Source organism: Pseudomonas sp. B21_DOA, assembly GCA_030544685.1.
In the GTDB taxonomy this organism is placed as follows: Bacteria; Pseudomonadota; Gammaproteobacteria; order Pseudomonadales; family Pseudomonadaceae; genus Aquipseudomonas; species Aquipseudomonas fluorescens_AO.
Window position 1 is genome coordinate 4,196,548 of sequence record CP086683.1, and the last position, 25,462, is coordinate 4,222,009.

The 25,462-nt window shown below is 57.2% G+C and carries 21 protein-coding genes and 6 pseudogenes; 18 read left to right on the top strand and 9 right to left on the bottom strand.

Going from position 1 to position 25,462, the window contains the following annotated elements:
• Nucleotides 1–7: 7 nt before the first annotated feature.
• The 5 genes and pseudogenes from LJU32_19305 (at nt 8) to LJU32_19325 (ending at nt 2,452) form a co-directional block, all read left to right on the top strand.
• Nucleotides 8–355, top strand: coding sequence for a hypothetical protein (locus tag LJU32_19305; GenBank protein ID WKV87763.1), 348 nt, complete (start codon nt 8–10; stop codon nt 353–355).
• Nucleotides 356–459: 104 nt separating this feature from the next.
• Nucleotides 460–741 carry a hypothetical protein gene (locus tag LJU32_19310; protein WKV87764.1) on the top strand — a complete coding sequence of 94 codons (282 nt, stop codon included), beginning with the start codon at nt 460–462 and terminating at the stop codon, nt 739–741.
• A complete protein-coding gene (locus tag LJU32_19315) occupies nt 738–1,115 on the top strand; it encodes a hypothetical protein (GenBank protein ID WKV87765.1) in 378 nt (125 codons plus the stop codon). The genes LJU32_19310 and LJU32_19315 overlap by 4 nt, the downstream gene beginning before the upstream one ends.
• A gap of 579 nt (nt 1,116–1,694) precedes the next feature.
• Nucleotides 1,695–1,964, top strand: a complete 270-nt coding sequence (locus LJU32_19320; GenBank protein ID WKV87766.1) for a DUF2790 domain-containing protein — start codon at nt 1,695–1,697, stop codon at nt 1,962–1,964.
• 90 nt (nt 1,965–2,054) lie between these two features.
• Nucleotides 2,055–2,452, top strand: a pseudogene (locus LJU32_19325) (hypothetical protein).
• Here the strand turns inward: LJU32_19325 and LJU32_19330 are convergent.
• Entirely contained in the window at nt 2,449–2,718 is a 270-nt protein-coding gene (locus tag LJU32_19330) for a DUF1652 domain-containing protein (protein ID WKV87767.1), read from the bottom strand. The pseudogene LJU32_19325 and the gene LJU32_19330 sit on opposite strands and share 4 nt — an antisense overlap.
• Nucleotides 2,719–3,087: 369 nt before the next feature.
• On the opposite strand from LJU32_19330, the gene eco reads away from it, so the two are divergent.
• The gene (eco, locus tag LJU32_19335) at nt 3,088–3,573 is read left to right on the top strand and encodes a serine protease inhibitor ecotin (GenBank protein ID WKV87768.1); all 486 of its coding nucleotides are present in this window, start codon (nt 3,088–3,090) and stop codon (nt 3,571–3,573) included.
• 40 nt (nt 3,574–3,613) lie between these two features.
• Here the strand turns inward: eco and ilvA are convergent.
• A pseudogene (gene ilvA, locus LJU32_19340) lies at nt 3,614–4,600 on the bottom strand (threonine ammonia-lyase, biosynthetic).
• 250 nt (nt 4,601–4,850) lie between these two features.
• On the opposite strand from ilvA, the gene LJU32_19345 reads away from it, so the two are divergent.
• The 3 genes and pseudogenes from LJU32_19345 (at nt 4,851) to pncA (ending at nt 6,119) form a co-directional block, all read left to right on the top strand.
• Nucleotides 4,851–5,207, top strand: coding sequence for a DUF2834 domain-containing protein (locus tag LJU32_19345; GenBank protein ID WKV91152.1), 357 nt, complete (start codon nt 4,851–4,853; stop codon nt 5,205–5,207).
• A 68-nt stretch (nt 5,208–5,275) separates the two neighbouring features.
• A complete protein-coding gene (locus LJU32_19350; protein ID WKV87769.1) occupies nt 5,276–5,443 on the top strand; it encodes a hypothetical protein in 168 nt (55 codons plus the stop codon).
• Between the two features lie 50 nt (nt 5,444–5,493).
• A pseudogene (pncA, locus tag LJU32_19355) lies at nt 5,494–6,119 on the top strand (bifunctional nicotinamidase/pyrazinamidase).
• A gap of 5 nt (nt 6,120–6,124) precedes the next feature.
• On the opposite strand, the gene LJU32_19360 reads toward pncA, so the two are convergent.
• On the bottom strand, nt 6,125–7,426 hold the full coding sequence (locus LJU32_19360; GenBank protein WKV87770.1) for a two-component sensor histidine kinase: 1,302 nt from the start codon (nt 7,424–7,426) through the stop codon (nt 6,125–6,127).
• A gap of 4 nt (nt 7,427–7,430) precedes the next feature.
• Entirely contained in the window at nt 7,431–8,132 is a 702-nt protein-coding gene (locus LJU32_19365) for a response regulator transcription factor (protein ID WKV87771.1), read from the bottom strand.
• Between the two features lie 276 nt (nt 8,133–8,408).
• On the opposite strand from LJU32_19365, the pseudogene LJU32_19370 reads away from it, so the two are divergent.
• The 4 genes and pseudogenes from LJU32_19370 to LJU32_19385 all read left to right on the top strand — a co-directional run bounded on the left by LJU32_19370 (nt 8,409) and on the right by LJU32_19385 (nt 14,178).
• A pseudogene (locus LJU32_19370) lies at nt 8,409–9,565 on the top strand (efflux RND transporter periplasmic adaptor subunit).
• A 15-nt stretch (nt 9,566–9,580) separates the two neighbouring features.
• Nucleotides 9,581–12,679: a multidrug efflux RND transporter permease subunit gene (locus tag LJU32_19375; protein ID WKV87772.1), complete on the top strand. Its 3,099-nt coding sequence runs from the start codon at nt 9,581–9,583 to the stop codon at nt 12,677–12,679.
• A 179-nt stretch (nt 12,680–12,858) separates the two neighbouring features.
• Nucleotides 12,859–13,500: pseudogene (locus tag LJU32_19380) on the top strand (DUF1345 domain-containing protein).
• A 168-nt stretch (nt 13,501–13,668) separates the two neighbouring features.
• On the top strand, nt 13,669–14,178 hold the full coding sequence (locus tag LJU32_19385) for a hypothetical protein (GenBank protein WKV87773.1): 510 nt from the start codon (nt 13,669–13,671) through the stop codon (nt 14,176–14,178).
• A gap of 47 nt (nt 14,179–14,225) precedes the next feature.
• Here the strand turns inward: LJU32_19385 and LJU32_19390 are convergent, their stop codons facing one another.
• The 5 genes from LJU32_19390 to LJU32_19410 form a co-directional block, all read right to left on the bottom strand.
• A complete protein-coding gene (locus LJU32_19390) occupies nt 14,226–15,431 on the bottom strand; it encodes an autotransporter outer membrane beta-barrel domain-containing protein (protein WKV87774.1) in 1,206 nt (401 codons plus the stop codon).
• A gap of 1 nt (nt 15,432) precedes the next feature.
• Nucleotides 15,433–16,662 (bottom strand): hypothetical protein, encoded by a 1,230-nt coding sequence (locus tag LJU32_19395; protein ID WKV87775.1) that lies wholly within the window; start codon nt 16,660–16,662, stop codon nt 15,433–15,435.
• Between the two features lie 249 nt (nt 16,663–16,911).
• Nucleotides 16,912–18,297: a hypothetical protein gene (locus LJU32_19400; protein WKV87776.1), complete on the bottom strand. Its 1,386-nt coding sequence runs from the start codon at nt 18,295–18,297 to the stop codon at nt 16,912–16,914.
• Complete coding sequence (locus LJU32_19405; protein WKV87777.1) at nt 18,246–18,995, bottom strand: hypothetical protein; 750 nt, start codon at nt 18,993–18,995, stop codon at nt 18,246–18,248. The genes LJU32_19400 and LJU32_19405 overlap by 52 nt, the downstream gene beginning before the upstream one ends.
• A 105-nt stretch (nt 18,996–19,100) precedes the next feature.
• Nucleotides 19,101–19,946 carry a hypothetical protein gene (locus tag LJU32_19410; GenBank protein WKV87778.1) on the bottom strand — a complete coding sequence of 282 codons (846 nt, stop codon included), beginning with the start codon at nt 19,944–19,946 and terminating at the stop codon, nt 19,101–19,103.
• Nucleotides 19,947–20,223: 277 nt separating this feature from the next.
• Here LJU32_19410 and LJU32_19415 point away from each other — a divergent pair.
• The 5 genes and pseudogenes from LJU32_19415 (at nt 20,224) to LJU32_19435 (ending at nt 25,429) form a co-directional block, all read left to right on the top strand.
• Nucleotides 20,224–21,251: pseudogene (locus LJU32_19415) on the top strand (LacI family DNA-binding transcriptional regulator).
• Between the two features lie 45 nt (nt 21,252–21,296).
• Nucleotides 21,297–22,079 carry a sugar phosphate isomerase/epimerase gene (locus LJU32_19420; protein ID WKV87779.1) on the top strand — a complete coding sequence of 261 codons (783 nt, stop codon included), beginning with the start codon at nt 21,297–21,299 and terminating at the stop codon, nt 22,077–22,079.
• Entirely contained in the window at nt 22,072–23,091 is a 1,020-nt protein-coding gene (locus LJU32_19425) for a sugar kinase (protein WKV87780.1), read from the top strand. Before LJU32_19420 ends, LJU32_19425 begins: the two co-directional genes overlap by 8 nt.
• 57 nt (nt 23,092–23,148) lie before the next feature.
• The gene (locus LJU32_19430; GenBank protein ID WKV87781.1) at nt 23,149–24,447 is read left to right on the top strand and encodes an MFS transporter; all 1,299 of its coding nucleotides are present in this window, start codon (nt 23,149–23,151) and stop codon (nt 24,445–24,447) included.
• Nucleotides 24,448–24,460: 13 nt separating this feature from the next.
• Nucleotides 24,461–25,429 (top strand): D-glycerate dehydrogenase, encoded by a 969-nt coding sequence (locus tag LJU32_19435; GenBank protein ID WKV87782.1) that lies wholly within the window; start codon nt 24,461–24,463, stop codon nt 25,427–25,429.
• Nucleotides 25,430–25,462: the final 33 nt, after the last annotated feature.

Sequence of the window (25,462 nt, forward strand, 5' to 3'; positions counted from 1 at the left end):
AAAAGCGATGATGGACTACATTGAGATCCTGTATAAGAAGGGCGATCTTGAGGGTGTCCGCCATTGGCTTAAGGCAGCAGCTGAAACGGGGGATCAGAAAGCAATTAGCAGTTATGGCTCTTTTATTGCGCACGCACCAGACCAAGTTGGCTACCCACTGGACCTTGTTAAAGGTTATGCACTGATTAGCCTGCTGAAAGAGCTGGATGGTGGGGGCGCTATTCAAGATTTCGTTCACGACACACTTGAAGAAATTGCGACCAAAATGACAGCTGAACAAATAGAAAGCTCAAGAGCTGTCGCTGAAAAATGGAAAACCACTCACCCACCGTTGTCTTTTTCCCCGACAAGCTGAGTAATTGAGTGTATTTTTAGGTGGCCCGCACACCAAATTTCATCTCGGTCAATTATCACCTCTACCCTTAATGAACGACTCCCTATGACTAGGCAAAAAATCCAATGAAACTGGTGGCCACTGCGTTAACATTTTTAATTCTCGTATCATCCCAGTCAAACGCGCTTACGGACGAGCAATCTAGGGAAAAAACAAAGGGCATTGAACTTTACAATCAATACAAAGCAATCTCTGCAATTGAACCACTAAAAAAAGCAGCCGAAGGCGGTGACGATGAAGTACTTTATTATCTCGGTGAAGCGCTAAGAAAAAACAACCGTCACATGACTCCGGAGGCTAAAAAAGCATACGAAAGCTCCGCAAAAAGGGGAACATCTACTCCATGATTCGCCTTGGAAGGATTGGAGAAGATTTGTGTACGACCATGAATAACTGTCCTCCAGGTGAAAACTCTACCAGTAGCTGGGTAGTTAAAGCTAAAAGCCTTGCAGTTGAGCGAGCAAAGCAGGGAGATAGCGAGTCGATGTATCTGCTGTATGAAATGACGGGCAACGAGGAATGGCTGGAGAAATCCGCAGAGAACGGCTTTGCGTTTGCTCAGTTCCGTCTGGCGACGAAGTACCAAGAAGGGAATGGTTCATTTTTACTACCCTCTAGGCGCAACCAAGCTATCGAAGGATGGATGAAGGCTTCTGCTGAAAGTGGTTACCCACTCGCAATGATGGGGTTAGCCGCAATCATGATCGAAAAAATGATTTAGCCTCGTTCAGATTCTGGAACGAAAAAGCAGCTGACTCGAGCTATGTAGAAGGCGTATTTGGGTATGCATCCTACATAGGTGAAGCAAATTCCAAGTACGGTTTCGCCTTCGACCCAATAAAGTCCTATGCTTTACTTTCAAATCTGCTAGAGCTTAATGGCGGAGGCAACGTAATACGAGATGTCAACGACACATTGCCTGACATAGAAAAAAACCTGTCAAAAGAGCAATTAGAAAAAGCAAAAGAACTCGCAAAAACGTGGAAGGCCACCCATCCGCCGCTCTCGTTTTTTCCAGATAAGTTAGGGTACTGAAATCTTGCACTACAGCCTATTATTGATCTTTTTGAGCGTCAAAGCTCGTATCCTAATGACTCCTATCGCAAACAACAAAATGCCCGAGAAAAGGTAAAAACTATCCTGAGTAACCCAGCCCACATTCACCGCGGTTAACTCAGCCTTAACGCCACAGTCAGAGACTCCATATCACCGCACACCCTCAGCTCCCCCGCTGACGCCCAGTGCGGCAGGCTCGCCCGGCTTCGTGCCGGGCGCCTATCCGTTACGCTGGAGTCCTCTCATGAACATTCGTCCCTTCCTGCTCACCGCCACCCTCGCCTGCAGCTCATACGCCGCACTGGCCCAAGCCAACGACACCTCCGCCACATCGAATCAAGCACCCTACCAATACGGCATGCCACTCCACGTGGCGAAGGTGCTCTCGCTAACCGAGCCGCCGACCCTGGAATGCAAAGTCATCACCGCCGACATGAAATACATCGATAACACCGGCAAGCCCGCACAAATCAGCTACAGGAAATTATCTGACGCATGCAGTCGGCAGAACTGACAGACGCTTCTGATTTTCCGGTTGGCCATAGGCGTGGGGTGGTTTCGGCGGGTATGCTCGGGACCTTCCCTACTGCCGCAAGGACTGGCCATGCAGTTGTCGTTCCGCACGTTGTCGAGCTTCACTTCAATCCTGTGTTTTTGCTGGCGCTGGTCTGGGGATTTTTTCCGGAGGTGTTGCTGGCGATCTGGAGTATTGGCTATTCGGAAGGCACCGGCGTAGTCGCAAGGCGCAGCGCGGTGCTGTTTGCGGCGTTGGGGGTGATGTTTTATATGCTGCGCAATGCTCCGCCGTCAGCGGCACGCAGTGCACTGAGCACTGGTTTTATCGTCGGCTGTTTCGGTTTGGCGGCGTTGGGTTTTGGCGAATGGCTCAATGGCCATGCCGGCCCCGGGATTTTGCTCGCGGTGCTAGTCGAGTTCGCGCTGGGCCTTGGTTTTGTACAGGCCCGGCGCGTGACGGTCGAATTGGGTGAAACGCTGGGTTAAACCGCTCGAGAACGAGCGCTGGTTTGATGCGTATTGGTTTGTTGTGCGAGATCGGATCGCAGTCCTGCGACCAGGTTGTTGATTTCACGGCAGCTGTTCAAGCGGCTGGCATCGATGCCACTGACGTAGAGATCGGCTTGGTCGGTTCGATGGTCGCCAAACACTTTGACGGACATCGACAAGTCGGGTGACAGCGTGCACTGGCAGCGTTTCGGCAGGAAGCTGCTTTCAATGATATTGCGTAATTCCAAGGCAGATAAAAACATGGCGAACCCTCTCCTTTCTGTGCGATTGCCAATCAAGTATTCACGCTGACCCTTCGCTGCGCCTTCGCGGGTGTGCCCCCGCTGTTTCCTTGGTGCGGCAAATGGTGGTACTGCGAAATGCCCATTGGAGTGTAGGCGCCCAAATCCGGTGCGCCTCACCGGAAGAACGCATAAAACGTGCCTTTGACCGGTTCGTTTGGCGCCCTTCAAAATCAAGCACTTGGAAACATGGCCAGTATCCTGCTATTTGCAAAATGCATGAACCGACCGCCCGTCCACTGCAATCTGCAATCTCCGGCTGAATTTGCTTTCGAAGACCATGACGGCAAGAATGTCTCCCATTGCAATTCAACCCGCACGGAGGCTTCCATGAATTCCTTACGCATTTGCGCGATCACTGGGCTGTTAATCGCCAATCTTTCAACCCTCGCCCACGCCGCCAAACTCGAAGATGTCGCGCCGTATCCCAAAGCCGAAGCCGGGTTTACCCGTCAGGTCATCCATCTGCCCAAACAAGAGCGGGAAGAGAATTTCCAGGTTGAAATTCTCGCTGGAAAAACTCTGGAAGTGGATTGCAACCGCCAACGTCTGGGCGGTGTGCTCGATGAAAAGAATCTGCAAGGCTGGGGCTATCCGTTCTATCGCCTGGAAAAGGTCATCGGCCCGATGAGCACGATGATGGCTTGCCCGCCCGGCAGCCAGAAAAAGCGCGCTTTCGTTCCGGTCGTCGGCGACGGCTTCATGTTGCGCTACAACAGCAAGTTGCCAGTCGTGGTGTACGCGCCTTCGGACGTAGAGGTGCGTTATCGCATCTGGTCGGCGTCGGACAAAGTCGGCACCGCCCTGCAGGAATAACCGCAGCGTCCCATCACGCCGGCACGCCGCAGGCAGCGGCGCGCTCGGCGACATGGCGCAGGCTGTCGAAGTTGATGTTGGCCCCGGAGTCGATGGCGACGAATGTCTGATCGCGAACGCCGCTGCGCGCCACGTACTGCTTGATCCCCGCCACGGCCAGCGCACCTGAAGGTTCAGTGATCGAACGTGTATCGTCGTAGATATTCTTGATCGCGGCGCAGAGCTCGTCATTGCTGACCGTGATTACTTCATCTACGCAGAAACGGCAAACCTCAAAGCCATACGCGCCAATCTGCGCCACCGCTACGCCGTCGGCGAAGGTGCCGACGCTCGGCAGAACCACCCGCTCGTCCGCGCGCAAAGCGGCTTGCAGACAGGCCGAATGTTCGGATTCGACGCCAATGATCCGCACGTCAGGACGCAGGTATTTGACGTAGGCCGCGATACCGGCGATCAAACCTCCGCCGCCGACCGGGATAAAGATCGCATCCAGCGCGCCTTGATGCTGGCGCAGTATTTCCATGCCCACGGTACCTTGGCCGGCGATCACGTCAGGATCATCGAAGGGTGAAACGAACGTGCATCCGCTCTGCTCGGCCAAATGCAACGCGTGGGCCAGAGCAAACGGGAAACTCTCTCCGTGCAGCAGGGCTTCGGCACCGCGACTGCGCACGCCGAGTACTTTGAGCTCAGGGGTGGTAGAGGGCATGACAATCGTCGCGGCGATGCCCAATTCCCGTGCCGCCAGCGCTACGCCTTGCGCGTGATTACCTGCCGATGCAGTGATCACTCCCCGCGCTCTCTGCTCTTCGCTCAGTTGCACGAGTTTGTTGTAAGCACCACGGATCTTGAAAGAGAACGTCGGTTGCAGATCTTCGCGCTTGAGCAAGATCCGGTTGCCCATTGTTTCAGACAACGCTGGCGCAAACTGCAATGGCGTACGCACCGCAATGTCGTACACCGGCGCGGCCAGAATCTTTTTCACGTAGTGCTCAAGCAGTGCTCGCTGGTCGGGGCTGTACGGCATGGTCGTCTCCTGACATTTTTCAGAACCCCGGAGACAGAAAGTAAAAACCCGCCTCTAGGGCGGGTTGGGTGCTGCAGTCGTGAGCTAGCCCGCCAAATGAGGAATGGCGGTAATAATGCTTGGCTGGCAGCGCATTACGGTAAAAGTCATGGGCTGGAAATTAGCCTGCCGGCGGATGACAAGTCAATGGTCAATTGTGCGTCGCGCCGGTAGGCTGGCGATTCTGCTCATCACACCAAGGAAGGAAAGCATGATGTCCATCGCGCTGCCTCTCACCGCTTTGCTCGCGTTCAGTGGGTACACAGTTTCGGTAATGCTCCAGGCTGAACAGTCACTGATCAACTTCGGCATCAGCCTGATGTCACGACCGGACACCGCGCAGGTAGTCATCGATCTGTACCTGATGGCGACACTGGCCGGTGTATGGATGGTCAAGGACGCCCGGTCTCGGGGACGCTCCGTCTGGTCGGTAGTGCCTTATTTGCTGCTGACCACAGTGTTCGTTTCAGTGGGGCCGCTGTTGTATCTGGTGATTCGCGGAATTCAGGAGCGGCGCAATTCTGCCGCTGCGCCGTCGGCCCAGCCTCACAATTTTGAATCTTCCTGAGAACTGAACAGTCTCTGCAAATGAGAACAACAACTTCCGCTCCAAGCCGATGAAAGTGGAGATTGACCATGAACATTCGCCAAGTGCTGTTCGCCGTCCCGCTGCTGGTCACCGCCCTGTCCAGCCCCGCTGTTTTTGCTGTCGATGAAAGCGACGCCGTGAAAAAGCCCGAATGTCCGAAAGGCCAGGTCTGGGACAGTAAAACCCAGCAATGCGTACTGCAGACCAGCGGCTAAAGGAAGCCCTGCTAAACTGGCCGAGGTTTAATTCCAAGGAAGATCGCCCTGTGCCAATTTCATCTCGCACCGCATTGCTGGTCATCGATGTTCAGAACGATTTTATTCCCGGCGGACAATTGCCGGTGCCTGAAGGTGACCGGATTGTGCCGCTGATCAACCGGCTCGCGCGCCAGTTCAGGCAAGTCGTGATTGCTCAGGACTGGCACCCGAGCGGGCATATCTCGTTTGCGTCCAGCCATCCGGGCCGGCAGCCTTACGACGTCATTCAACTGCCGTACGGCGCACAAACGCTGTGGCCCGAGCATTGTGTGCAAGCCAGCGCCGGCGCCGAATTCCACGCGGAACTGGATTTGCCGCACGCGCAATTGATCATACGCAAAGGCTGCAACCCCGACATCGATAGCTATTCCGCTTTTTGGAAGCGGACCGAAGCACCACCACGGGGCTTGCCAGCTATTTGAAAGAGCGCGGCGTCGACACCGTTTATATGGTTGGCCTGGCCCTGGATTTCTGTGTGATGTTTTCGGCGCTGGACGCGCGCGCGGCGGGTTTCAATGTCTTTGTGGTGTTGGATGCCTGTCGGGCTATTGATCTGGACGATTCGCTGGCGTCTGCAATTACGCGGATGCAGGAGGCCAGCGTCGGCCTGATCCAATCATCTGATATTCGTTAGGGAATTCAGGCCGCGGCCGGCAACCACAGCCTGAATCGCGCCCCACCCAGCGGCGAACTCTCGACGGTCAGCGTGCCGCCCTGTGCTTCGAGCGCTCGGCGGCTGATCGCCAGACCGAGGCCGAATCCGCCGGTGGCGCGATCACGGCTGCGGTCGAGCCGATAGAACGGTTCAAAGATCCGCTCGCGCTCATCGTCGGGAATGCCAATGCCATCGTCGTCAACCCAGATCTCACATCCGCCGGCAATCACCTGTACGCCAATCTGAATGCGTTTTTCGCAATAGCGCATGGCATTGCGCAACAGGTTCTGGATGGCCCGAGCGGTCAGGCGCGGGTCCAGCGCGAAGCGTTCGAGCTGACCGTGCAAGAGCACGTCAATCACGATGTCCGGCGATTCCAGTTCCTCATCGACACTGCCGAGAATGCTGTCGATGAACTCGTCGAGCGACACCTCGATGCGCTCAGGCGATTGCGCCGGATTCTGTAAGCGGCTGTAGGAGAGCAATTCCAGTACCAGTTCATCCAGTTCACGGATGTGCGCAACCAGGCTCTGCAAACGCTCGCGGCTGGCGGCCGGCAAGTCTTCGGACAACGCCAGCGCCAAGCCAAAATCCAGACGTGTCAGCGGTGTACGCAGTTCGTGGGAAACGGCATTGAGCAGATCGCGCTGTTGATTGAGCAGGTTTTCGATATCGCCGGCCATGGTGTCGAACACGTTGGCGAGGCTGCCGATGTTCGAACTCGGCGCGATTTTGGTCCGCTCGCTCAAATGTCCTTTGCCGAAGCGTTCCGCAGTGCCTTTCAGGCGTTCCAGATCGCGCCAGTGCGGGCGCAGCCATAGCAGCAGGCAGCCGAGCAACATGGCGCCGATCAACACGTTGATGCTCCAGTACAACAGGTCGACATCGACCGGATCCGGCGGCACGACCATACGCACTGCCATATCCGCATCCAGCGGAGTCACCGCCAGCGTTCGCCAACCCCAGTCGCCGATGCGCACGACGTTCTCACCCTGGTGCAGACGTTCCTGCTCGATGGGCGTGAACACCGGGTCGTCGATTGGCGTCAGGACGATGTGCAGCGGCTGGAATTCCTTGTCCATCGAGGCAGCAATCGCCGGCCATTGCTCTTGCGGCGCGGCATGAAACTGCTTGGTGATCAGCGACTGCAGACCGCGGGAAAACTCCAGGTTGTAGGTGACGAATCGATCGCGAAAGACCATCACCACCAGATCCGGCACGAGATAGATCGCCGCGCTATAGGAGACGATCGTCACCAGATACAGACGAAACAGAATACGAAACATCAGCTCAGCATTCCCACTCGGACCGGCTGAACAGATAGCCCTTGCCCCATACGGTCTTGATCTTGCGCGCCTCGCCGGCGTGATCATCGAATTTGCGCCGCAGCTTGGAGATCGCCACGTCCACCGAGCGGTCAGTGCCATTGAACTCGATGCCGCGCAGCCGCTGCAGAATCTGATCGCGACTCAGCACTTCGCCGGCGTGCCGGGCCAGCACCACCAACAAATTGTATTCACCGCTGGACAGCTCAACCGCTTGATCACGCCAGGTCACGGTGCGTTCGGACAGATCGATACACAGATTACCCATGACGATCCGGTCATTTGCCGCCAGTGGTTCGCCGAGACTGCTGCGCCGCAACAGCGTGCGCACCCGCGCCAGTAACACCCGCGGCTCGCAGGGTTTGGTGACGTAGTCGTCAGCGCCCATTTCCAGGCCCAGTACCTGATCATGACTGTCATCGCGGGCCGTCAGCATAAGGATTGGCAGGGTCGCTGAATCGGCGCGCAGCAAGCGGCACACCTGCAAGCCGTCGAGGCCCGGCAGCATCAGATCGAGGATCACCAGGTCCGGCGGACTGATCCGCGCCCGTTCGCGCACATGGTCGCCACGGCCAATGACACTGACGGAATAACCGTTGCGCTCCAGGTAGCTGGAAATCAGTTCGGCGAGGGCGGTGTCGTCTTCGACCAGGAGGATGTTGGGCATGGGGTGTTCCAGATATTGCTGAAGTAGATGTCAGACCGCTTTCGCGAGCAAGCTCGCTCCCACAGTGGTTTTGCATTGTTTACAAAACTCATGTGGGAGCGAGCTTGCTCGCGAAAGCGGTTTAACCGTCACAAAAGAATTCAAGGCCTGCAGGATATACGCCCTCACGCACCACTGAGCAAAACCCTTACACAATTTCACACAGCAGCTACAAAGCTTCACCGCTAACCTCCCCGTCTGGCCGTAGGATGCGGCCTCAAATATTGGGGGTTGTACATGTCTGGAAAACTGCTGGCCGGGCTCGGCCTGATCGCATTGGCGCTGACGCTGAGCGCCTGCGACTCATCCTCGACTGCCGAAGAGCAAGCGCCACCGGCCACGGTGCGCATCGAGACCATCAAAACCCAGCCATTGTCGATCAGCAGCGAATTGAGCGGGCGCATCGCCGCGCCACGGATTGCCGAAGTGCGTGCGCGAGTGGCGGGCGTGGTGTTGCAGCGCACCTACCGCGAAGGCAGCGACGTGAAAAAGGGTGATGTGCTGTTCCGCATCGACCCGGCGCCGTTCAAGGCTGATCTGGACAGTGCCGAAGCTGCGCTGCGCAAGGCCGAGGCCAACGCTTTCCAGGCGAAACTGCAAGAACAACGCTATGCGCAGTTGATCGAGGACCAGGCCATCAGCGGTCAGGACTACGACAACGCCCGCGCTGCCGCTCGGCAGACTGCCGCCGATGTCGCCGCCAGCAAGGCAGCGCTTGAAAGAGCGAAACTGAATCTCGGTTATGCCACCGTCACCGCGCCGATTTCCGGCCGCATCGGCCGCGCGCTGGTCACCGAAGGTGCGCTGGTCGGGCAGAACGAAACCACGCCGCTGGCGCTGATCCAGCAATTAAATCCGATCCATGCCGACCTGACCCAGTCGACCCGCGAGCTCAATGAGCTGCGCCGCGCGTTCCGTTCCGGGCAGTTGCAGGAAGTCGGCCAGGACCAGGTCAAGGCCACGCTGATTCAGGATGACGGCAGCCTGTATCCGTTGCCGGGCAAGTTGTTGTTCAGCGACATCACCGTCGATCCGGGCACTGGCCAGATCATCCTGCGCAGCGAATTTCCCAACCCGGATCTCGACCTGCTGCCGGGCAGTTTCATCCGCGTACGTCTTGAGCAGGCGACCATCCAGAACGGTATCACCGTGCCGCAACGCGCCGTTCAACGCGACAGCGCCGGCATTGCCCAGGTACTGACCGTCGATGAGCAGATGCGCGTTGCGGCGCAACCAGTGCAACTGGGCGCAGTGCAGAACAATCGCTGGATCGTCACCGGCGGCCTGAAGCCCGGCGACCGTATTGTCATCGAAGGCCTGCAACACGCCCGTCCCGGGAGAAAGTGCAGATCGACGAAACCCCTCTTCCACTTGCCCAGACCACTGGTCAGTAAGCAGGACGCTTTCATATGCCGCAGTTCTTTATCGACCGCCCGGTGTTCGCCTGGGTGGTCGCCCTGTTCATCCTGTTGGCTGGTGCGCTGGCCATCCCGCAGTTACCGGTCGCGCAATACCCCGACGTCGCACCGCCGCAGATCGAAATCTACGCCGTCTACCCCGGCGCCTCGGCGCAGACCGTCGATGAAAGCGTGGTCAGCCTGATCGAGGAGGAACTCAACGGCGCCGATCACCTGCTCTATTTCGAATCGCAGAGCAGCCTCGGTAGCGCGACGATCAAGGCCACGTTCCAGCCGGGTACCAACCCGGAACTGGCGCAGGTTGACGTGCAGAACCGTCTCAAGGTGGTCGAGTCGCGCCTGCCGCAAGCGGTCAATCAGCAGGGTTTGCAGGTGGAGAAGGTCTCTTCCGGTTTCCTCTTGCTGATCACTCTGACCTCCAGCGACGGCAAGCTCGATGACGTGGCGCTCAGCGATTATCTGGCGCGCAACGTGATGAACGAGATCAAGCGGCTGGACGGTGTCGGCAAGGCGCAGTTGTACGGCGCCGAACGGGCGATGCGAATCTGGATCGATCCGCAGAAGCTGATCGCCTTCAACCTGACGCCGGCCGATGTCAACGAAGCCATCGTCGCGCAGAACGCCCAGGTTTCCGCCGGCAGCATCGGTGATCTGCCGTCACCTTCGACGCAGGAGATCACTGCGACGATTCTGGTCAAGGGCCAGTTGTCGACGCCGCAGGAATTCGCCGACATCGTGCTCAAGGCCAACCGCGACGGCTCCACGGTGCGCATCGGCGATGTCGCGCGCGTCGAAATCGGCAGCCAGGAATATCAGTTCGGCACGCGCCTGAACGGCAAGCCGTCCACTGCCGTCGGCGTGCAGCTCTCTCCGGGCGCCAACGCGCTGAACACCGCGACGCTGGTGCGGGCGAAGATGGATGAGTTGGCGCGCTATTTCCCGGCCGGCGTTGAATACAACATCCCGTACGACACGTCGCCCTTCGTCAAAGTCTCGATCACCAAAGTGATCTACACCCTTGGCGAAGCGATGCTGCTGGTGTTTGCGGTGATGTTCCTGTTCTTGCAGAACGTGCGCTATACGCTGATTCCGACGTTGGTGGTGCCGGTGGCGCTGATGGGCACGTTCGCGACCATGCTGGCGCTGGGCTTCTCCATCAATGTGCTGACCATGTTCGGCATGGTGCTGGCCATCGGCATTCTGGTGGACGATGCGATCGTGGTGGTGGAGAACGTCGAGCGGATCATGGCAACCGAGGGCCTGTCGCCGAAAGAAGCCACGCGCAAGGCGATGACGCAGATCACCGGGGCTATCATCGGCATCACGCTGGTGCTGGTCGCGGTGTTTATTCCGATGGCATTCATGCAGGGTTCGGTCGGAGTGATCTATCAGCAGTTTTCGCTGTCGATGGCCACGTCGATTTTGTTCTCGGCGTTCCTCGCCCTGACGTTGACGCCGGCATTATGCGCGACACTGCTCAAGCCTGTCGCCAAAGGCGAGCATCACGAAAAATCCGGATTCTTCGGTTGGTTCAATCGCCGCTTTGATCATCTGACCGATCGCTATCAAGGTTGGGTTGGCTATGCGCTGAAGCGCACCGGTCGCTACTTGTTGGTCTACGTCGTCCTGCTTGTAGGTCTGGGCATTTGCTTCGCGCGTCTGCCCTCCTCGTTTCTGCCGACAGAGGATCAGGGCTACACCATCACCGACATCCAGCTGCCGCCCGGCGCGACCAAGAACCGCACGGTTCAAGTGGCCGAGCAGCTTGAAGCGCATAACGCCGGTGAGCCGGGGATCAGTGACAGTGTGGTGATTCTCGGTTTCAGCTTCTCCGGTAGCGGGCAGAATGCGGCGCTGGCGTTTTCAACGCTCAAGGATTGGTCGGAACGTGGCAGTGATGATGCCGCCAGCTCGATCGCTGACCGCGCCAACGCAGCCCTGAGCCAGATCAAGGACGCCATGGCGTTCTCGGTGCTGCCGCCGCCGGTCGATGGTCTCGGCACGTCCAGCGGTTTCGAGTTCCGTTTGCAGGATCGCGGTGGACTGGGCCATGCGACGTTGATGCAGGCGCGTACGGAACTGCTCGCCGCCGCCGAGAAAAGCCCGGTACTGATGAACGTGCGTGAAAGCGCGCTGGCCGAAGCGCCGCAAGTGCAACTGATCGTCGACCGCAAGCAGGCGAATGCCTTGGGCGTTTCGTTCGCCGACATCGGCAACGTGTTGTCCACTGCCGTGGGTTCGAGCTACATCAATGACTTCCCCAATCAGGGCCGCATGCAGCGCGTGGTTGTGCAAGCCGAAGGTGATCAGCGCAGTCAGGTGGACGACTTGCTGAAAATGCACGTGCGCAACAACGCCGGAAACATGGTGCCGCTGTCGGCATTCGTCCAGGCCGACTGGATTCAGGGGCCGGCGCAATTGACCCGGTACAACGGCTATCCGGCGATTGCCATCTCTGGAGAACCGTCGGCGGGGCGCAGCACCGGTGAGGCCATGGAGGAAATCGAGCGACTGGTAGCGCTGGGGCCCAAAGGGCTGGGCCAGGAATGGACTGGTCTGTCATTGCAGGAACGCCTGTCCGGCAATCAGGCGCCGATTCTGCTCGGCTTGTCGCTGCTGGTGGTGTTCCTGTGTCTGGCGGCGCTGTACGAGAGCTGGTCGATTCCGACTTCGGTATTGCTCGTGGTACCGCTGGGTGTGCTCGGCGCGGTGCTGGCGGTGACAATGCGCGAAATGCCTAACGACGTGTTCTTCAAGGTTGGCCTGATTACCATCATCGGCCTGTCAGCAAAGAACGCGATCCTGATCATCGAGTTCGCCAAGAGCCTGTATGACGAGGGTCACGATCTCATCGATGCAACGTTGCAGGCAGCGCGTTTGCGCCTGCGGCCGATCGTGATGACATCGCTGGCGTTCATTCTTGGCGTGGTGCCCTTGGCCATCGCCACCGGCGCCAGCTCAGCGAGCCAGCAAGCAATCGGTACTGGCGTAATCGGCGGGATGATCACCGCGACGCTGGCGGTGATCTTCGTGCCGGTGTTCTTCGTCGTGGTCATGAAGCTCGTACAACGATTCACCAAGCAACACTGATCCGACTGTGGGAGCGAGCCTAGGCGCGAATGCGTCGGTACATTCAAAGCTGATATTGACTGATCGGACGCCTTCGCGAGCAGGCTCGCTCCCACAGAGATCTGCATACAGACAGCATTGTAGTCACACCTCTCATCGCTGGGCTAAGGTGTCATTACCCACTTGCCCACCGAGTCCCCATGCCCTTCCTCGCCCGTACCCACCCTCGCCTTTCCGCTGCCGCCGAGCTCGGCCTCGCCACCGGCCTGCTGGTCCCCGCCGACTCCATCGCGAGCAAGATTCTTATCGGCTGGAACACCGGCGTGTGGACTTAACTGATCCTGATGTTCTGGCTGACCATACGCGCCAAGGCCCCGGATGTGCGCCGCATCGCCGAGATCGAGGATGAAAACGCCGGGCTGGTGCTTTTCGTGGTGTGTATCGCCGCGCTGGCCAGTCTCGCCACCATCACCTTCGAACTGGCCGGTAGCAGGGATCTGGAAACCTCACACAAACTGATGCACTACGGCTTCACAGCGCTGACGGTAATCGGCTCATGGCTGCTGATCGGGGTAATTTTCTGCGTGCACTACGCGCGGTTGTTTTACACCTGGAACGGCAAGGAGCCGGCACTGCGTTTTGCTGAGGGACTGACCACGCCTAATTACTGGGACTTTCTGTACTTCTCGTTCACCATCGGCGTGGCTGTGCAAACTTCGGACGTGGGCGTTGCAACGCGGGATATTCGAAAGATTGTGCTGGCGCAGTCGTTGATCGGATTTGTGTTCAATACGGCGATCCTCGGGTTCTCGATCAACATTGCAGCAGGGTTGTTCGGCTGAAAAAAACACGGCATGTTCTTGCAGTTCAAAGCTCACAAAAAGTGCGCCTGTAAACTGTCAACACTGACAGTTTACAGGCGCACTGTATTCAGGCTTCCATACAACATCCAGAAGTAGGACGGGTCAGTCTTTGGATGTCCCCAACCATATCGTATGGAGATATAACTCATGAGCTATGCAGCCCGAGCCTACAGGACGATCTTGCCGGATACAGCGCAGACCTTTTTGTCAGCCACGATCAACGGCGATGCCAATCCACGCTACAGGTTTGTCAAAGTCCCTCAATTTATGGAGTTTCGATCTACCTCTGTGCCTTCCTTCGGGCCGAAGCCCTACCCGGAAGGCTTGCGTTACGTTTTGACAGCTGGACACACCAAGGATGGTGTGACGCGTACGCTTGAGTTCGTGTTCCCTTTCAAACCCCAATCTTTGAGCTATGACCTGTCCAAAGATAGCGATGATGTCAGAAGCACTTACTATTCCAATCCCGCGACGGGCGACCTGCATGTCTCTGTGAGCGGGAGCCTGACATTGAAATATGACGACATTGAAAAAACACTGAGTGGCACTTGGTCCGGCACATATGACCATGGTGGAGAGAATGGCAACGAAGAGTTCCCGATCACTGGGGAATTTGTCGTTGACGCCGACCTGAGCAAAAGAAAAAGCACTTACTGACTACCGAAAAAGGAAGCTGCGAGGCTTCCTTTTTTATGCTGATGCAATCAGAAACTGAAGCTCAGCCCGACACTCCCTCCCAGCTCCTGGTCAGCTTTGCTGCCCCTGCTGGTTCCTAGCTCGCCATATACCTGCCATTTGTTATTGGCCGGCACCCAGTTGAGGCCACCGGTCAGCTCGAGGTTGGTGCTGGACAAGTCGTTGTTGAATCCAGTGTCATTCACGCTGACACGATTGTTGTTAACGAATTCATGACTTACCGCCGCGTGCAGCCTGGGTTGCAGTTTGCCGCCATTGTTCAGCACCACCTCGCGGCCAACTGTCATTCCGACCTTGCCGAGCAATGAGCGGGTCTCGTTGCTGTCTACCTGCAGCCCATTGTCCAGCTGATAATCTTTGCCTTTCACCGTCGCTACACCAAACTGGGCAGAGGGCTCGATGAAATAGCCTCGATTCAAGACTATATGCTTGCCCACTTCGACGGTCCCACTGATCCCGAGATTATCGAAGTCACCCTTTGTTCGAGTGTCATCGCTCAATGTGACTTTGACGTCATTACTGAAACGGTTGATTTTGCCAACGGTATCCACGTAGTACCCGGTCATTTCGTCGTACCACGACAGATACATCCCGCCATAGGTGCTATTGATCGTGCCCGCGCTGCCGCGGGCCAGGTCAAGGCGAGTGGTGCTGTATCCACCAAAAACCCCAATCAACCATTGGCCATCACCCATCGGTAGTGGCGTATCCACCCCCAACGAGACGCCAGTCTGATTTTGTTTGTAACCATCGCCATAGGCATTCTTGACGTTGTACTGATTGGCATGAGTCCGTATCCACAGGCCGGTGGTCGCGTTCTGATTATCTGAGTCCAGTGCAACAACCGATTGCGATCGGGGCTGAGTGCCGGCCATGCGACGGTCGCCGAGGCGGGTATTGAGAGTGGTCATTTCCGAATAGATAACCGTAGGAGCTGTACCGGCAATGGCCAATGCCGTTTGTGTACCCGTGCTCGGCGTTGTCCCATCAGTTCGCAGGAATATACCTTCGCCCTCTCGCACCAGTTTGTACGCCAAAGCACCACGATCAACCTGACCGTTTCTCAGATCGAACTGAGCATCCCCGCCAGCGATGTTAGCCACTTGAACCGGTGCACCGGTGACAGGTTCGCTGGCGCTTGCACCGACTACCAGCTCGTGCCGGCCACTGGCTGATTCCGTGACATTGAGAAAGTCCGTTTCACCGGTGGACACGTCAGCATCCAAAAAACCGGCCGTTGCCTGACAAGTTGGCAACGTCCAGGCGGACGAACTCGGCGGGCGTGCCGAATCTCACGTTCCCGCCCTGCATTTCGAGATTCGATAACGTATTGCTGCCAACCAGGTTCCATTCAGCGCCACGCCCGATGGACATATCGCTGAAGCCAGTAACCGAACCGTGCAGGATCGAGTCGTTGTCCAGCATCACGACGCCAGTCCCGGAGCCCTGAATGTTACCGGTGAGTATGCTTCGGGTATCGAGCGAAACAGAATCGACGTTGATCAAATTGCCGTCAAGGCTGGCACTGTTTTGCAAGAAAACCGCGGCGGTCCCGCCGTCAGCAACCTCTACATTGCCGGTCAACTGGCTGTCGTCGATCTGAAAGCGCGCTGCTGCGCCATCAATGACTTCGAGGATATTACCGTTGCCGCCAATCAGGTTCGAACGGTTAGCTATCTCGATCAATACCGGTTGATCGTCTGGCGTCGCAAAATCGACTTTGATCGCTGCGCCGGTGCGGCCTTGCACGGTTGACCCATCAACCTTCAGTACACTCTGTGCGGTGACATCGCTCGGGTTCAGGACGGTATCCTCGCCAAATATGATCCCGTCCAGTTCTCCGATCACCTCGCTGGCTGCACTGATATTAGCGTTGCCGCCGTAAAGTTCGAGGCCAACACCATCTGCGTCAGTCCCTTCAACCCGGCTGTCCACCAGATTCAAGGTACTGAGGGAAGTCACCGCTGCACCCGAAAAACCGCCTGTCAGCGTACTGCCAGTGACGGTCGCCGTTGAGCCAACGGGTATGTTCAAGTCGCGCGCAAGCAACATTGCTCTGCCATCGCTGGACAGCGTACTGCCGGATACAACTGCCGAGCTGTCGGTCAAACTCAGCGCAGTGTCGAAATTGCTACCGGTCACCGTCGCTCCGTCCAGAGTCACGAAGGCATTTGAGGCTTCAATCTGTGAAGTGTTGGCGAAAATCGCGTTTAACGTCCCACCGCCGACAACAATGTCAAGCGCGTCACCACCATTGAGGTTGAGCGTGGCCGTGGCAGGGATGAACCAGGCTTCTGGCGTAGCACCGACGGATACGGTTTCGACTTCGCCAGGATTGAGATTTCGGGAAAAGGCCGTCTCGGATATTGCAATCAGCAATGCTGCGCAAGAGAGCGTGCCAGTGAGTTTTAAAACTGTCGGTCCCAAGCATTTTTCTAACGTCATGTTCACTTCTCGTTGATTTTATCGGGACGGAAGAAAGACGGTTCAGGCATACATGTTCCATCAGACGACCGTTGTAGACGGCGCTGGAGAATACCTGCTACTCCGGACTTTCTCTGTAGGACTACTCCTCTTAGTAGGTGGGCTTAATCGCCCACCCGCGACATTTCGAGATATTTCTTACACCGCCAATGAAATTGCGTTGCCGGAAGAGGCTGGCTCTCCCGGCAATGCAGTAACACCGATTGCCGATTAAGGAGCAGGCGCGGGATCCCAGCCCGGTTCCGACTCGCAGTACAGGAAGTCGCCGTTGAGCAAGTAAACAACCATTTCTTCAACTTCCGATGAAGACACAGTCGGTGTGGAGTACCAGATTTTCACATAGCCCGCATAAAAATCGCTTGGATCAGGAGTGTCAGCAGGAGGACGAGGAAGTTTGCGAATAAAAGGTGTATACGGCACTTCCCAGATCATCCCTGCCGTTAGTTCGTCCAAAGTAATAGCACGTGTATCACTAAACACGGTATCGGCCGGCGCATCTACTGTATAAGCATCGTCATGCCAACCTTGCCAATTGAATGTGATATCCATTCCATCGGTGAAATGATCATTAGGTTTGATCTTGAACGTCGCAACGTGATCATCCCCCGTCAAGCTCTCGCAAATAATGTATGGATCTTCGGTGCCATCTGTCGGTGGACGTTGGAATTCCGGCTTATCGAGAACAATGACTACAGTATTGACAGTTACCGTCTCCTTTGCCGAGTCTTGAGTATTATTCCGAGTGGGATTTTCATATGTCCACCAAGCCTCTTTAAGCCCGATACCACCCGGACCGACAACGGTATATGGCAAATCTATCTGAATGACTGTATTGATATTCGACGTAGTCATTGGAATGGAATTAACGATAATTTCGCCTTGATTCCCGAGATACTTCAGAGTGACCAGATCGCCCGGTTCGGGATCGGGGAATGTCGTTCCGGCTGTGACAGGCGATACATCGATGTGAGCCTTGGCTGTCTTATCGACATCATGAGGGCCGAGCACGTTATCCGTGACAGGGGCCTGTCCGCGGACGATCAGTTTCCGGAATTCGGGATTAACTTCAGGGGGCGGGGTCGTCGGGTCGACGGTATAAGGCGGATGCGTCGAGAAATCTGTTTTTACAGATGTTGTTCCATCGTCGATGGATAAGCCGCCACGCATCAAGTCAGCTTTGACGACCACGTCCAATTCGAAATTCGTACCCGTCTGGTTATCAAAGTATTGTTTGCTCAGACTCGACCAAGGAATGGTGAACTCCAGCTCCGTGAGTGCGTTGAATTGCAGATCCTGGGCTGGTTGAGCGCCGTACGTCAGGCTCACTGCGTCGGTGCCGATTGTATCTACCAACCGGCTGACTTTTACCTTCACACCTGCACGCGCATCTTTTAAATCGATCAGACCATCTTCGTTTGCCGGGACGGTAATGACGCCCAGTTTGGGAAGTGGCAGAAAACGCACGTTTTTGAAATACACGCCCCATGCGCTCTGGTTGCCAGCAGCGTCAGTAATGATGAACCAGATGAAGGCCCGGCCGCTCGTTACCTTGCGTAGCTCTGCGGTCGGGATGGACAGCTTGCCATCGGTGGGCATCGGTCCGTTGAAAAAGGGGGCACCTGCGGAGGATTGGTACGTGTACCTGCCACGTAGAGGGTCAACGTGTCATCCGGCTGAACGTTGGCGTAGCTTGTATCAATTTCTACCTGCAATCCCGCTTCGTTACCTGGCTGACTCGCCCATGTGTCATCCAGATCGCCGGGGGCATTTGGAAACGTAGCTGGCGGAATTGTCCTGGCGCCAGGGGTCTGCCCCGGATTTGTACCTGTTTGTGCAGGTTTCGCTTGCCAGGCACCAGTACGGTCAATAAAAAACTGCATCACAGGACCGGTCAGCGGGTTGAGCCCCCGCTCATACAGAACGCTACGAACCCAGATCGGCGTCGGTCCGTCCGGGGTTGCATTCTCACCCAGATATCCGGTAGGCACAGTAATCGGAAAATCTACAGGACGGCTGGCCACGTCACCCAGCCTTACCCGGGGCAGCCGCGTGAAATCTGTCGGCAACGGATTGGCCGGAGGTTGGGTTCGCGTGACATCAAGGGCAATCAGATCCCCATTGTGGGGGTTCAACCACACATTGGTCTTGACCATAAGTGTCAGCGGGGCGCCCACTGGAATCGCAGCTATCGGAATAATGTCCTTGTTTGCACCGCGCCCGTCTGGCAGTTCCGGGGTAGGTGCGACCAGATTTCCCGCTTGTGTGCTTGAGTCCGCTGCTTGAATACTTGTCATGTGCCTTCTCCATTGCGTAGAAAATGTTTTTTGATCCATGCATCTTCGACAATGGCGGACGTCGCCAACTGCAGTCGTAATATCGCCGCTACTGTTACGCCCTGATCACTTCATCCAACTTAAATCCGAGCAATACTTGCTTTCTCCCGGAATTTTCCTGTCTACCTTCACCAGCCCGGTAAACGAGCGAAAGATGGGTACCCCGTTGCGCAATAGCTGGTAACTCACTGTGGCCGAATCGTTTTCCTCCATGGGTTCTATATGTGAAGCAAATGGCTTGATTACGATCTTGACCGGCTCCTTAGACACAACATCTGTCACAACCTCGGTAAAGTTAAACACCTGTGTCAAAGGGTTTCCCGACCCGTTTAAAGAATCCCATGCCTGCCAATCCAGGCTGAGGACATCCGTACGCTGAAACAAGTCATCGAAAGGAATCTCGATACGTACCCCTTCCCAGATAAACAAGGCTTCCGGATCATCGGGATGGTTCTTGTAACATCCGATATACCCCCAATCATCCGCATCGGGAAAAGCAACTTTCTTCAAACGTTGCGGCGGCGCAACTATCGCAAAAGTCAGACGTCGTGAAGGCGACGTAGTAGGGTTGATCGCACGTACCGTGTACAAAAGCTCAAACGTAGCCACATCCGGAAGTTTCTCGGGAATCACTGGAATACGAAACTCTGGCGCATCGTCCGCAGCCCCATATTCGGCAAATGCGATGTAATCAGGGTTGCCGACGATGAAAATTTCAACACGGTCTTTACGCACGCCTGAAACAGGAAAATTCGGCCAGCGGTCAATAATACAAACGATGCCCACCTGTTTTGCGTCCGGCGGCAATGTTCCGGCCGGGTCAAGCGGATCGACGCCTTCGACCCTTGGCAGGTTCAGAAGCACACCGGGATTCGATGAATTGCTTGAGGTAATTGGCGTTTCGATCGGCATGGAATTTCTCATTGGCTGGTCATCTTGGCCTGAAAGAAATTAAGCTCCCGTATCGGAAAGATGCCTACTGTCAGATCTGACAGGTAAGTCGACCGTCTGTCGGAAAACCATTTTCCCGTAACTGCTTCAGCTGCATTTGTAAGGTTGACGGCATCAGGTCGGATAGTGTCTGCTGAAACCGGTTTCAACAGCATTGGTGCCGTGAAAACGCGATATTCCAAAAACAAGGTCTAACCAATTGAATGATTTTTCCGCCGCCCAACGCAGCCGCGTGACCATGCTCGACGTTGCCGAACACGCTGGCGTGTCCAAGGCCAGCGTCTCGCGTTTCATCGGCGACGACCGCGCTCTGCTCTCCGATGCCATCGCCCTACGCATCGAGCACGCCATCGACGAACTCGGTTATCGCCCCAACCAAATGGCCCGCGGTCTCAAACGCGGGCGAACCCGCCTGATCGGCATGCTCGTTGCCGATATCCGTAACCCTTATTCGATTGCTGTAATGCACGGGGTGGAAACCGCCTGCCGTGCGCACGGCTACAGCCTGGTGGTGTGCAACACCGACCGCGATGACGAGCAGGAGCGCCAGCATCTGGCGCTGTTGCGCTCGTACAACATCGAAGGGCTGATCGTGAATACGCTGGGCCATCACCGGGACGAACTACTCGAGTTGCGACGCGAGATGCCGATGGTGTTGGTGGATCGCAAGGTTGAGGGGCTCGACAGCGATATGGTCGGGCTGAACAACCCGCAAGCTGTGGAGATGGCGCTGACGCATCTGGAGCAGCGCGGATATCGCGATCTTTTGCTGGTCACTGAACCGTTTGACGGCACCAGTTCGCGAATCGAGCGGGTCAGCAGTTTTCAGGCACGGATCGCGCAGCGCTCAGGATTGACCGGTGCGGTGGTTGAGACTGGTGATGATCTGAACGCGCAACTTCAAACCTTTTAAACACACCCGGTAATGGCCCGAAAGCGCTGTTTTGCGCCAATGGCGTTGCAGCGCTGGCGGCGACTCATGCATTGCGCGCACTGGGTGTGCGTTTGTTTGAAGACGTCGGGCTGATCGCTCTGGATGATCTGGATTGGTATCCGTTGGTGGGCAGCGGGATTACCGCGCTGGCGCAGCCGACACAAGAGATTGGCGCGCGAGCATTCGAGTGTTTGCTCAAGCGCTTGCGTGGGGATGACGAGGTGGCGCGGGTGGTGGATTTTGCACCGGTGCTGGTTGAGCGGGGGTCGACCCGAGGGATTGGCGGCGTCTGCTCGCGAAGATGTCCGGAAGGACACCACAGAACCACCTAATATTTTTTTGAACAAAAATGAAACCGGTTTCAGAGGTCAATAACAATGAATAAACCAGCCGTTTCCATCAGTCTGTCCAGCTACGGTGCAGAGCTTGTGCGCCAGCGAGGCCAGGATTCTTTTATCGAGGTACTCGCGGCAGCCGGCGCCAATCGCATCGAGTGGCGCGAAGAGTTGCTGACCCGCGAAAACCCTGCGCAACTGGCTCAAGCGACTCAGGCCCAGGGCCTGCAAAGCATCTATTCGTCGCCCACCGAACTGTGGCTGGCAGGGCAAGCGCAACCCAATCCCGAATTGATTACCGCGCTGCAACAGGCGCAGGCATTCGGTTCGAAATGGCTGAAGGTGTCGCTCGGCTATTTCACTGACAACTCTGATTTGCAGGCCCTGGCCGAGCGACTCAAGCAGAGCCCGGTGCAACTGCTGGTGGAGAACGACCAGACCTTGCACGGCGGGCGAATCGAGCCGTTCCAGCGTTTCTTCGCCGCCGTCGAGCAGCACAACTTGCCGATCAAGATGACTTTCGATATTGGCAACTGGCACTGGCAGGACCAGTCCGCTGCCAGCGCCGCCCGCGCGCTTGGTCGTCATGTCGGTTACGTGCATTGCAAAGCCGTTGCGCGCCGCGCCGACGGCAAACTGGTCGCGGTACCGCCGGCCATCAGCGACCTGCATCTGTGGGAACAACTGCTGCGGCACATGGACCAAGGCGTTATGCGCGCCGCTGAATACCCGCTGCAAGGCGATGACCTGGTGCAGCTGACCCGCGAACACGTCGCCGCCCTCGCCCGCCTTGGTCAATCGCGCCTGGAGCCAGCTCATGTCTGAGATCGATATTCTTTCTTTCGGTGAAACCATGGCAATGCTGGTCGCTGAGCAGACTGGCGATCTGGCCAAGGTCGAGCGGTTTCACAAACGTATTGCCGGGGCCGACAGCAACGTCGCGATCGGCTTGTCGCGCTTGGGGTTCAACGTCGCGTGGCTGAGCCGGGTCGGTAACGATTCGCTCGGGCGCTTTGTGGTTGAGACGCTGATCAAGGAAGGCCTGGATTGCAGCCACGTCGAAGTCGACGAACAGCACCCGACCGGCTTCCAGTTCAAATCACGCAACGACGACGGCAGCGACCCGCAGGTCGAATATTTCCGCCGTGGCTCGGCGGCCAGTCATCTGTCGCCGCATTCCATCAGCGACAACCTGCTGAGCGCCCGCCATCTCCACGCCACTGGTATTCCGCCGGCGCTGTCAGCTTCCACTCGGGAAATGTCCTTCGAACTGATGACCCGGATGCGCGCTGCCGGGCGCAGCGTGTCATTCGACCCGAATCTGCGCCCAAGCCTGTGGGCCAGCGAAAGCGAGATGATCCGCGAGATCAACCGCCTCGCCGCCCTCGCCCATTGGGTGTTGCCGGGGTTAAGCGAGGGCCGCTTGCTCACCGGCTTCGATGACCCGGCTGACATCGCTGCGTTTTACCTGAATCAGGGCGCCGAAGCGGTGGCGATCAAGCTCGGGCCAGAAGGCGCTTATTACCGCACGCAGCTGGATCAGGGTTTTGTCGCTGGCGTGCCGGTGACCAACGTGGTCGATACCGTGGGCGCGGGCGATGGCTTCGCGGTGGGGATGATCAGTGCCCTGCTCGAGCACCAGAGTTTTGCCGAGGCAGTGCAGCGGGCGAACTGGATTGGCAGTCGTGCGGTGCAGAGTCGTGGGGATATGGAGGGCCTCCCAACCCGCCAGGAATTATCGGTTGAATTTGAATCCGCCTTCGCGAGCAGGCTCGCTCCCACATTTGGCATGCAATCGCCTGTGGGAGCGAGCCTGCTCGCGAAGAGGCCCGCCTGATCACCGCAAATCAATAAACCTGCTGCGACAAAAACAACAAGCTCAGGAGTCACACCGATGAAAACTGCAACCCTCGCCGCCCGCCGCTGGTGGTACATCATGCCGATTGTGTTCATCACTTACAGCCTGGCCTATCTTGACCGCGCCAACTACGGTTTCGCTGCCGCATCGGGGATGGCTGAAGACCTGATGATCACGCCGGGCCTGTCATCGCTGCTCGGTGCGCTGTTCTTTCTTGGTTACTTTTTCTTCCAGGTACCCGGCGCGATCTACGCGCAAAAGCACAGCGTGAAAAAGCTGATTTTCGTCAGCCTGATCCTCTGGGGCGGCTTGGCGACGCTGACTGGCGTGGTATCCAACGCCTATTGGCTGATCGTCATTCGCTTCATGCTCGGCGTGGTCGAAGCGGCGGTGATGCCCGCAATGCTGGTCTATCTCTGCCACTGGTTCACCCGCGCCGAACGCTCGCGGGCCAACACGTTTCTGATCCTCGGCAACCCGGTGACGATGTTGTGGATGTCGGTGGTGTCGGGCTATCTGGTGCAGCATTTCAGCTGGCGCTGGATGTTCATCATCGAAGGTCTGCCGGCGGTGTTGTGGGCGTTTATCTGGTGGCGTCTGGCCGATGATCGTCCGGCCCAGGCCAAGTGGCTGAATGAGCAGGAAAAACACGATCTGGAAAGCGCCCTCGCCGCTGAACAGGTCGGGATCAAGGCTGTGAAGAACTACGCCGAGGCGTTCCGGTCGCCAAAGGTGATCATTCTCGCGCTGCAGTTTTTCTGCTGGAGCATCGGCGTCTACGGTTTCGTGTTGTGGCTGCCGTCGATCCTCAAGGCCGGCGCGCAAATGGACATGATCGAGGCCGGCTGGCTCTCGGCACTGCCGTATCTGGCGGCGGTCATCGGCATGCTTGCGGTGTCGTGGGGTTCGGACAAATTGCAGAAGCGCAAACGCTTCGTCTGGCCGCCGCTGCTGATCGCTTCGATTGCGTTTTATGGCTCGTATGCCTTGGGCGCCGAACATTTCTGGTGGTCGTACACGCTGCTGGTGATTGCCGGCGCCTGCATGTACGCGCCGTATGGGCCGTTCTTCGCCATCGTTCCGGAAATTCTGCCGGCCAACGTCGCCGGTGGCGCCATGGCGCTGATCAACAGCATGGGCGCGCTCGGCTCGTTTGGCGGCTCGTATCTGGTCGGCTATCTGAACAGCTCCACCGGTTCGCCCGGTGCCTCGTACCTGTTGATGAGCGGCGCGCTGCTGCTGTCGGTGGTGTTGACCATTTTCCTCAAGCCCGGCGCCAGTGATCGCGTCGTCGCCAAAGCCGCCGCCACACCGCGTGTGCCGGCGCATTCCTGAAAGGACTTTTGCCATGAAAAAACAGGTCGTGCTGTACAAGAAACTTTCGCCCGCGCTAATGGCGCGCCTGCAAGAGCAGTTTGACGTAACGCTGATCGAAAGCCTCGACGCCGATGGCGTCATGCAATTGCGCGATGCCCTGCCCCGAGCCCACGGTTTACTCGGCGCCAGCCTGAAACTGGATGCGGCGTTGCTGGATCTGGCGCCGCAACTGGAGGCGATTGCCAGCGTCTCGGTGGGTGTCGACAACTACGACATCGAGTATCTGAATCGGCGCAAGATTCTGCTGACCAACACCCCCGACGTGCTCACCGAAACCACCGCCGACACCGGTTTCGCCCTGATCCTCGCCGCTGCCCGTCGGGTGGTCGAACTGGCGAACATGGTCCGTGGCGGGCAGTGGAGCCGCAATATCGGCCCGGCGCATTTCGGCACCGATGTGCATGGCAAGACGCTGGGCATCATCGGCATGGGCCGCATCGGCGAGGCCCTGGCCCAGCGCGGGCATTTCGGTTTCGGCATGCCGGTGATCTACCAGAGTCAGTCGCGCAAGCCGGCGGTCGAGGAGCGGTTCGCTGCGCAATATCGCAGCCTCGAAGAGTTGCTCCAGCAGGCCGATTTCATTTGCCTGACTTTGCCTCTGACGGCGCAGACCGAACGTTTGATCGGCGCGGAACAATTTGCGCTGATGCGGCCGGAAAGCATTTTCATCAATATCTCGCGGGGCAAAGTGGTCGATGAGGTGGCGATGATCGAGGCGTTGCGCAGCAAGCGCATTCGCGCGGCGGGGCTGGATGTGTTCGAGCGCGAGCCGTTGAATCATGATTCGCCATTGTTGCAGTTGAGCAATGTTGTGGCCACGCCGCACATGGGCTCGGCGACCCATGAGACGCGTGAAGCGATGGCGCGGTGTGCGGTGGAGAATCTGTTGGCGGCGTTGAATGGACAGCGGCCGGCGAATCTGGTGAATCCTCTAAACTGATCGTTCCCACGCTCAGCGTGGGAATGCAGCCCG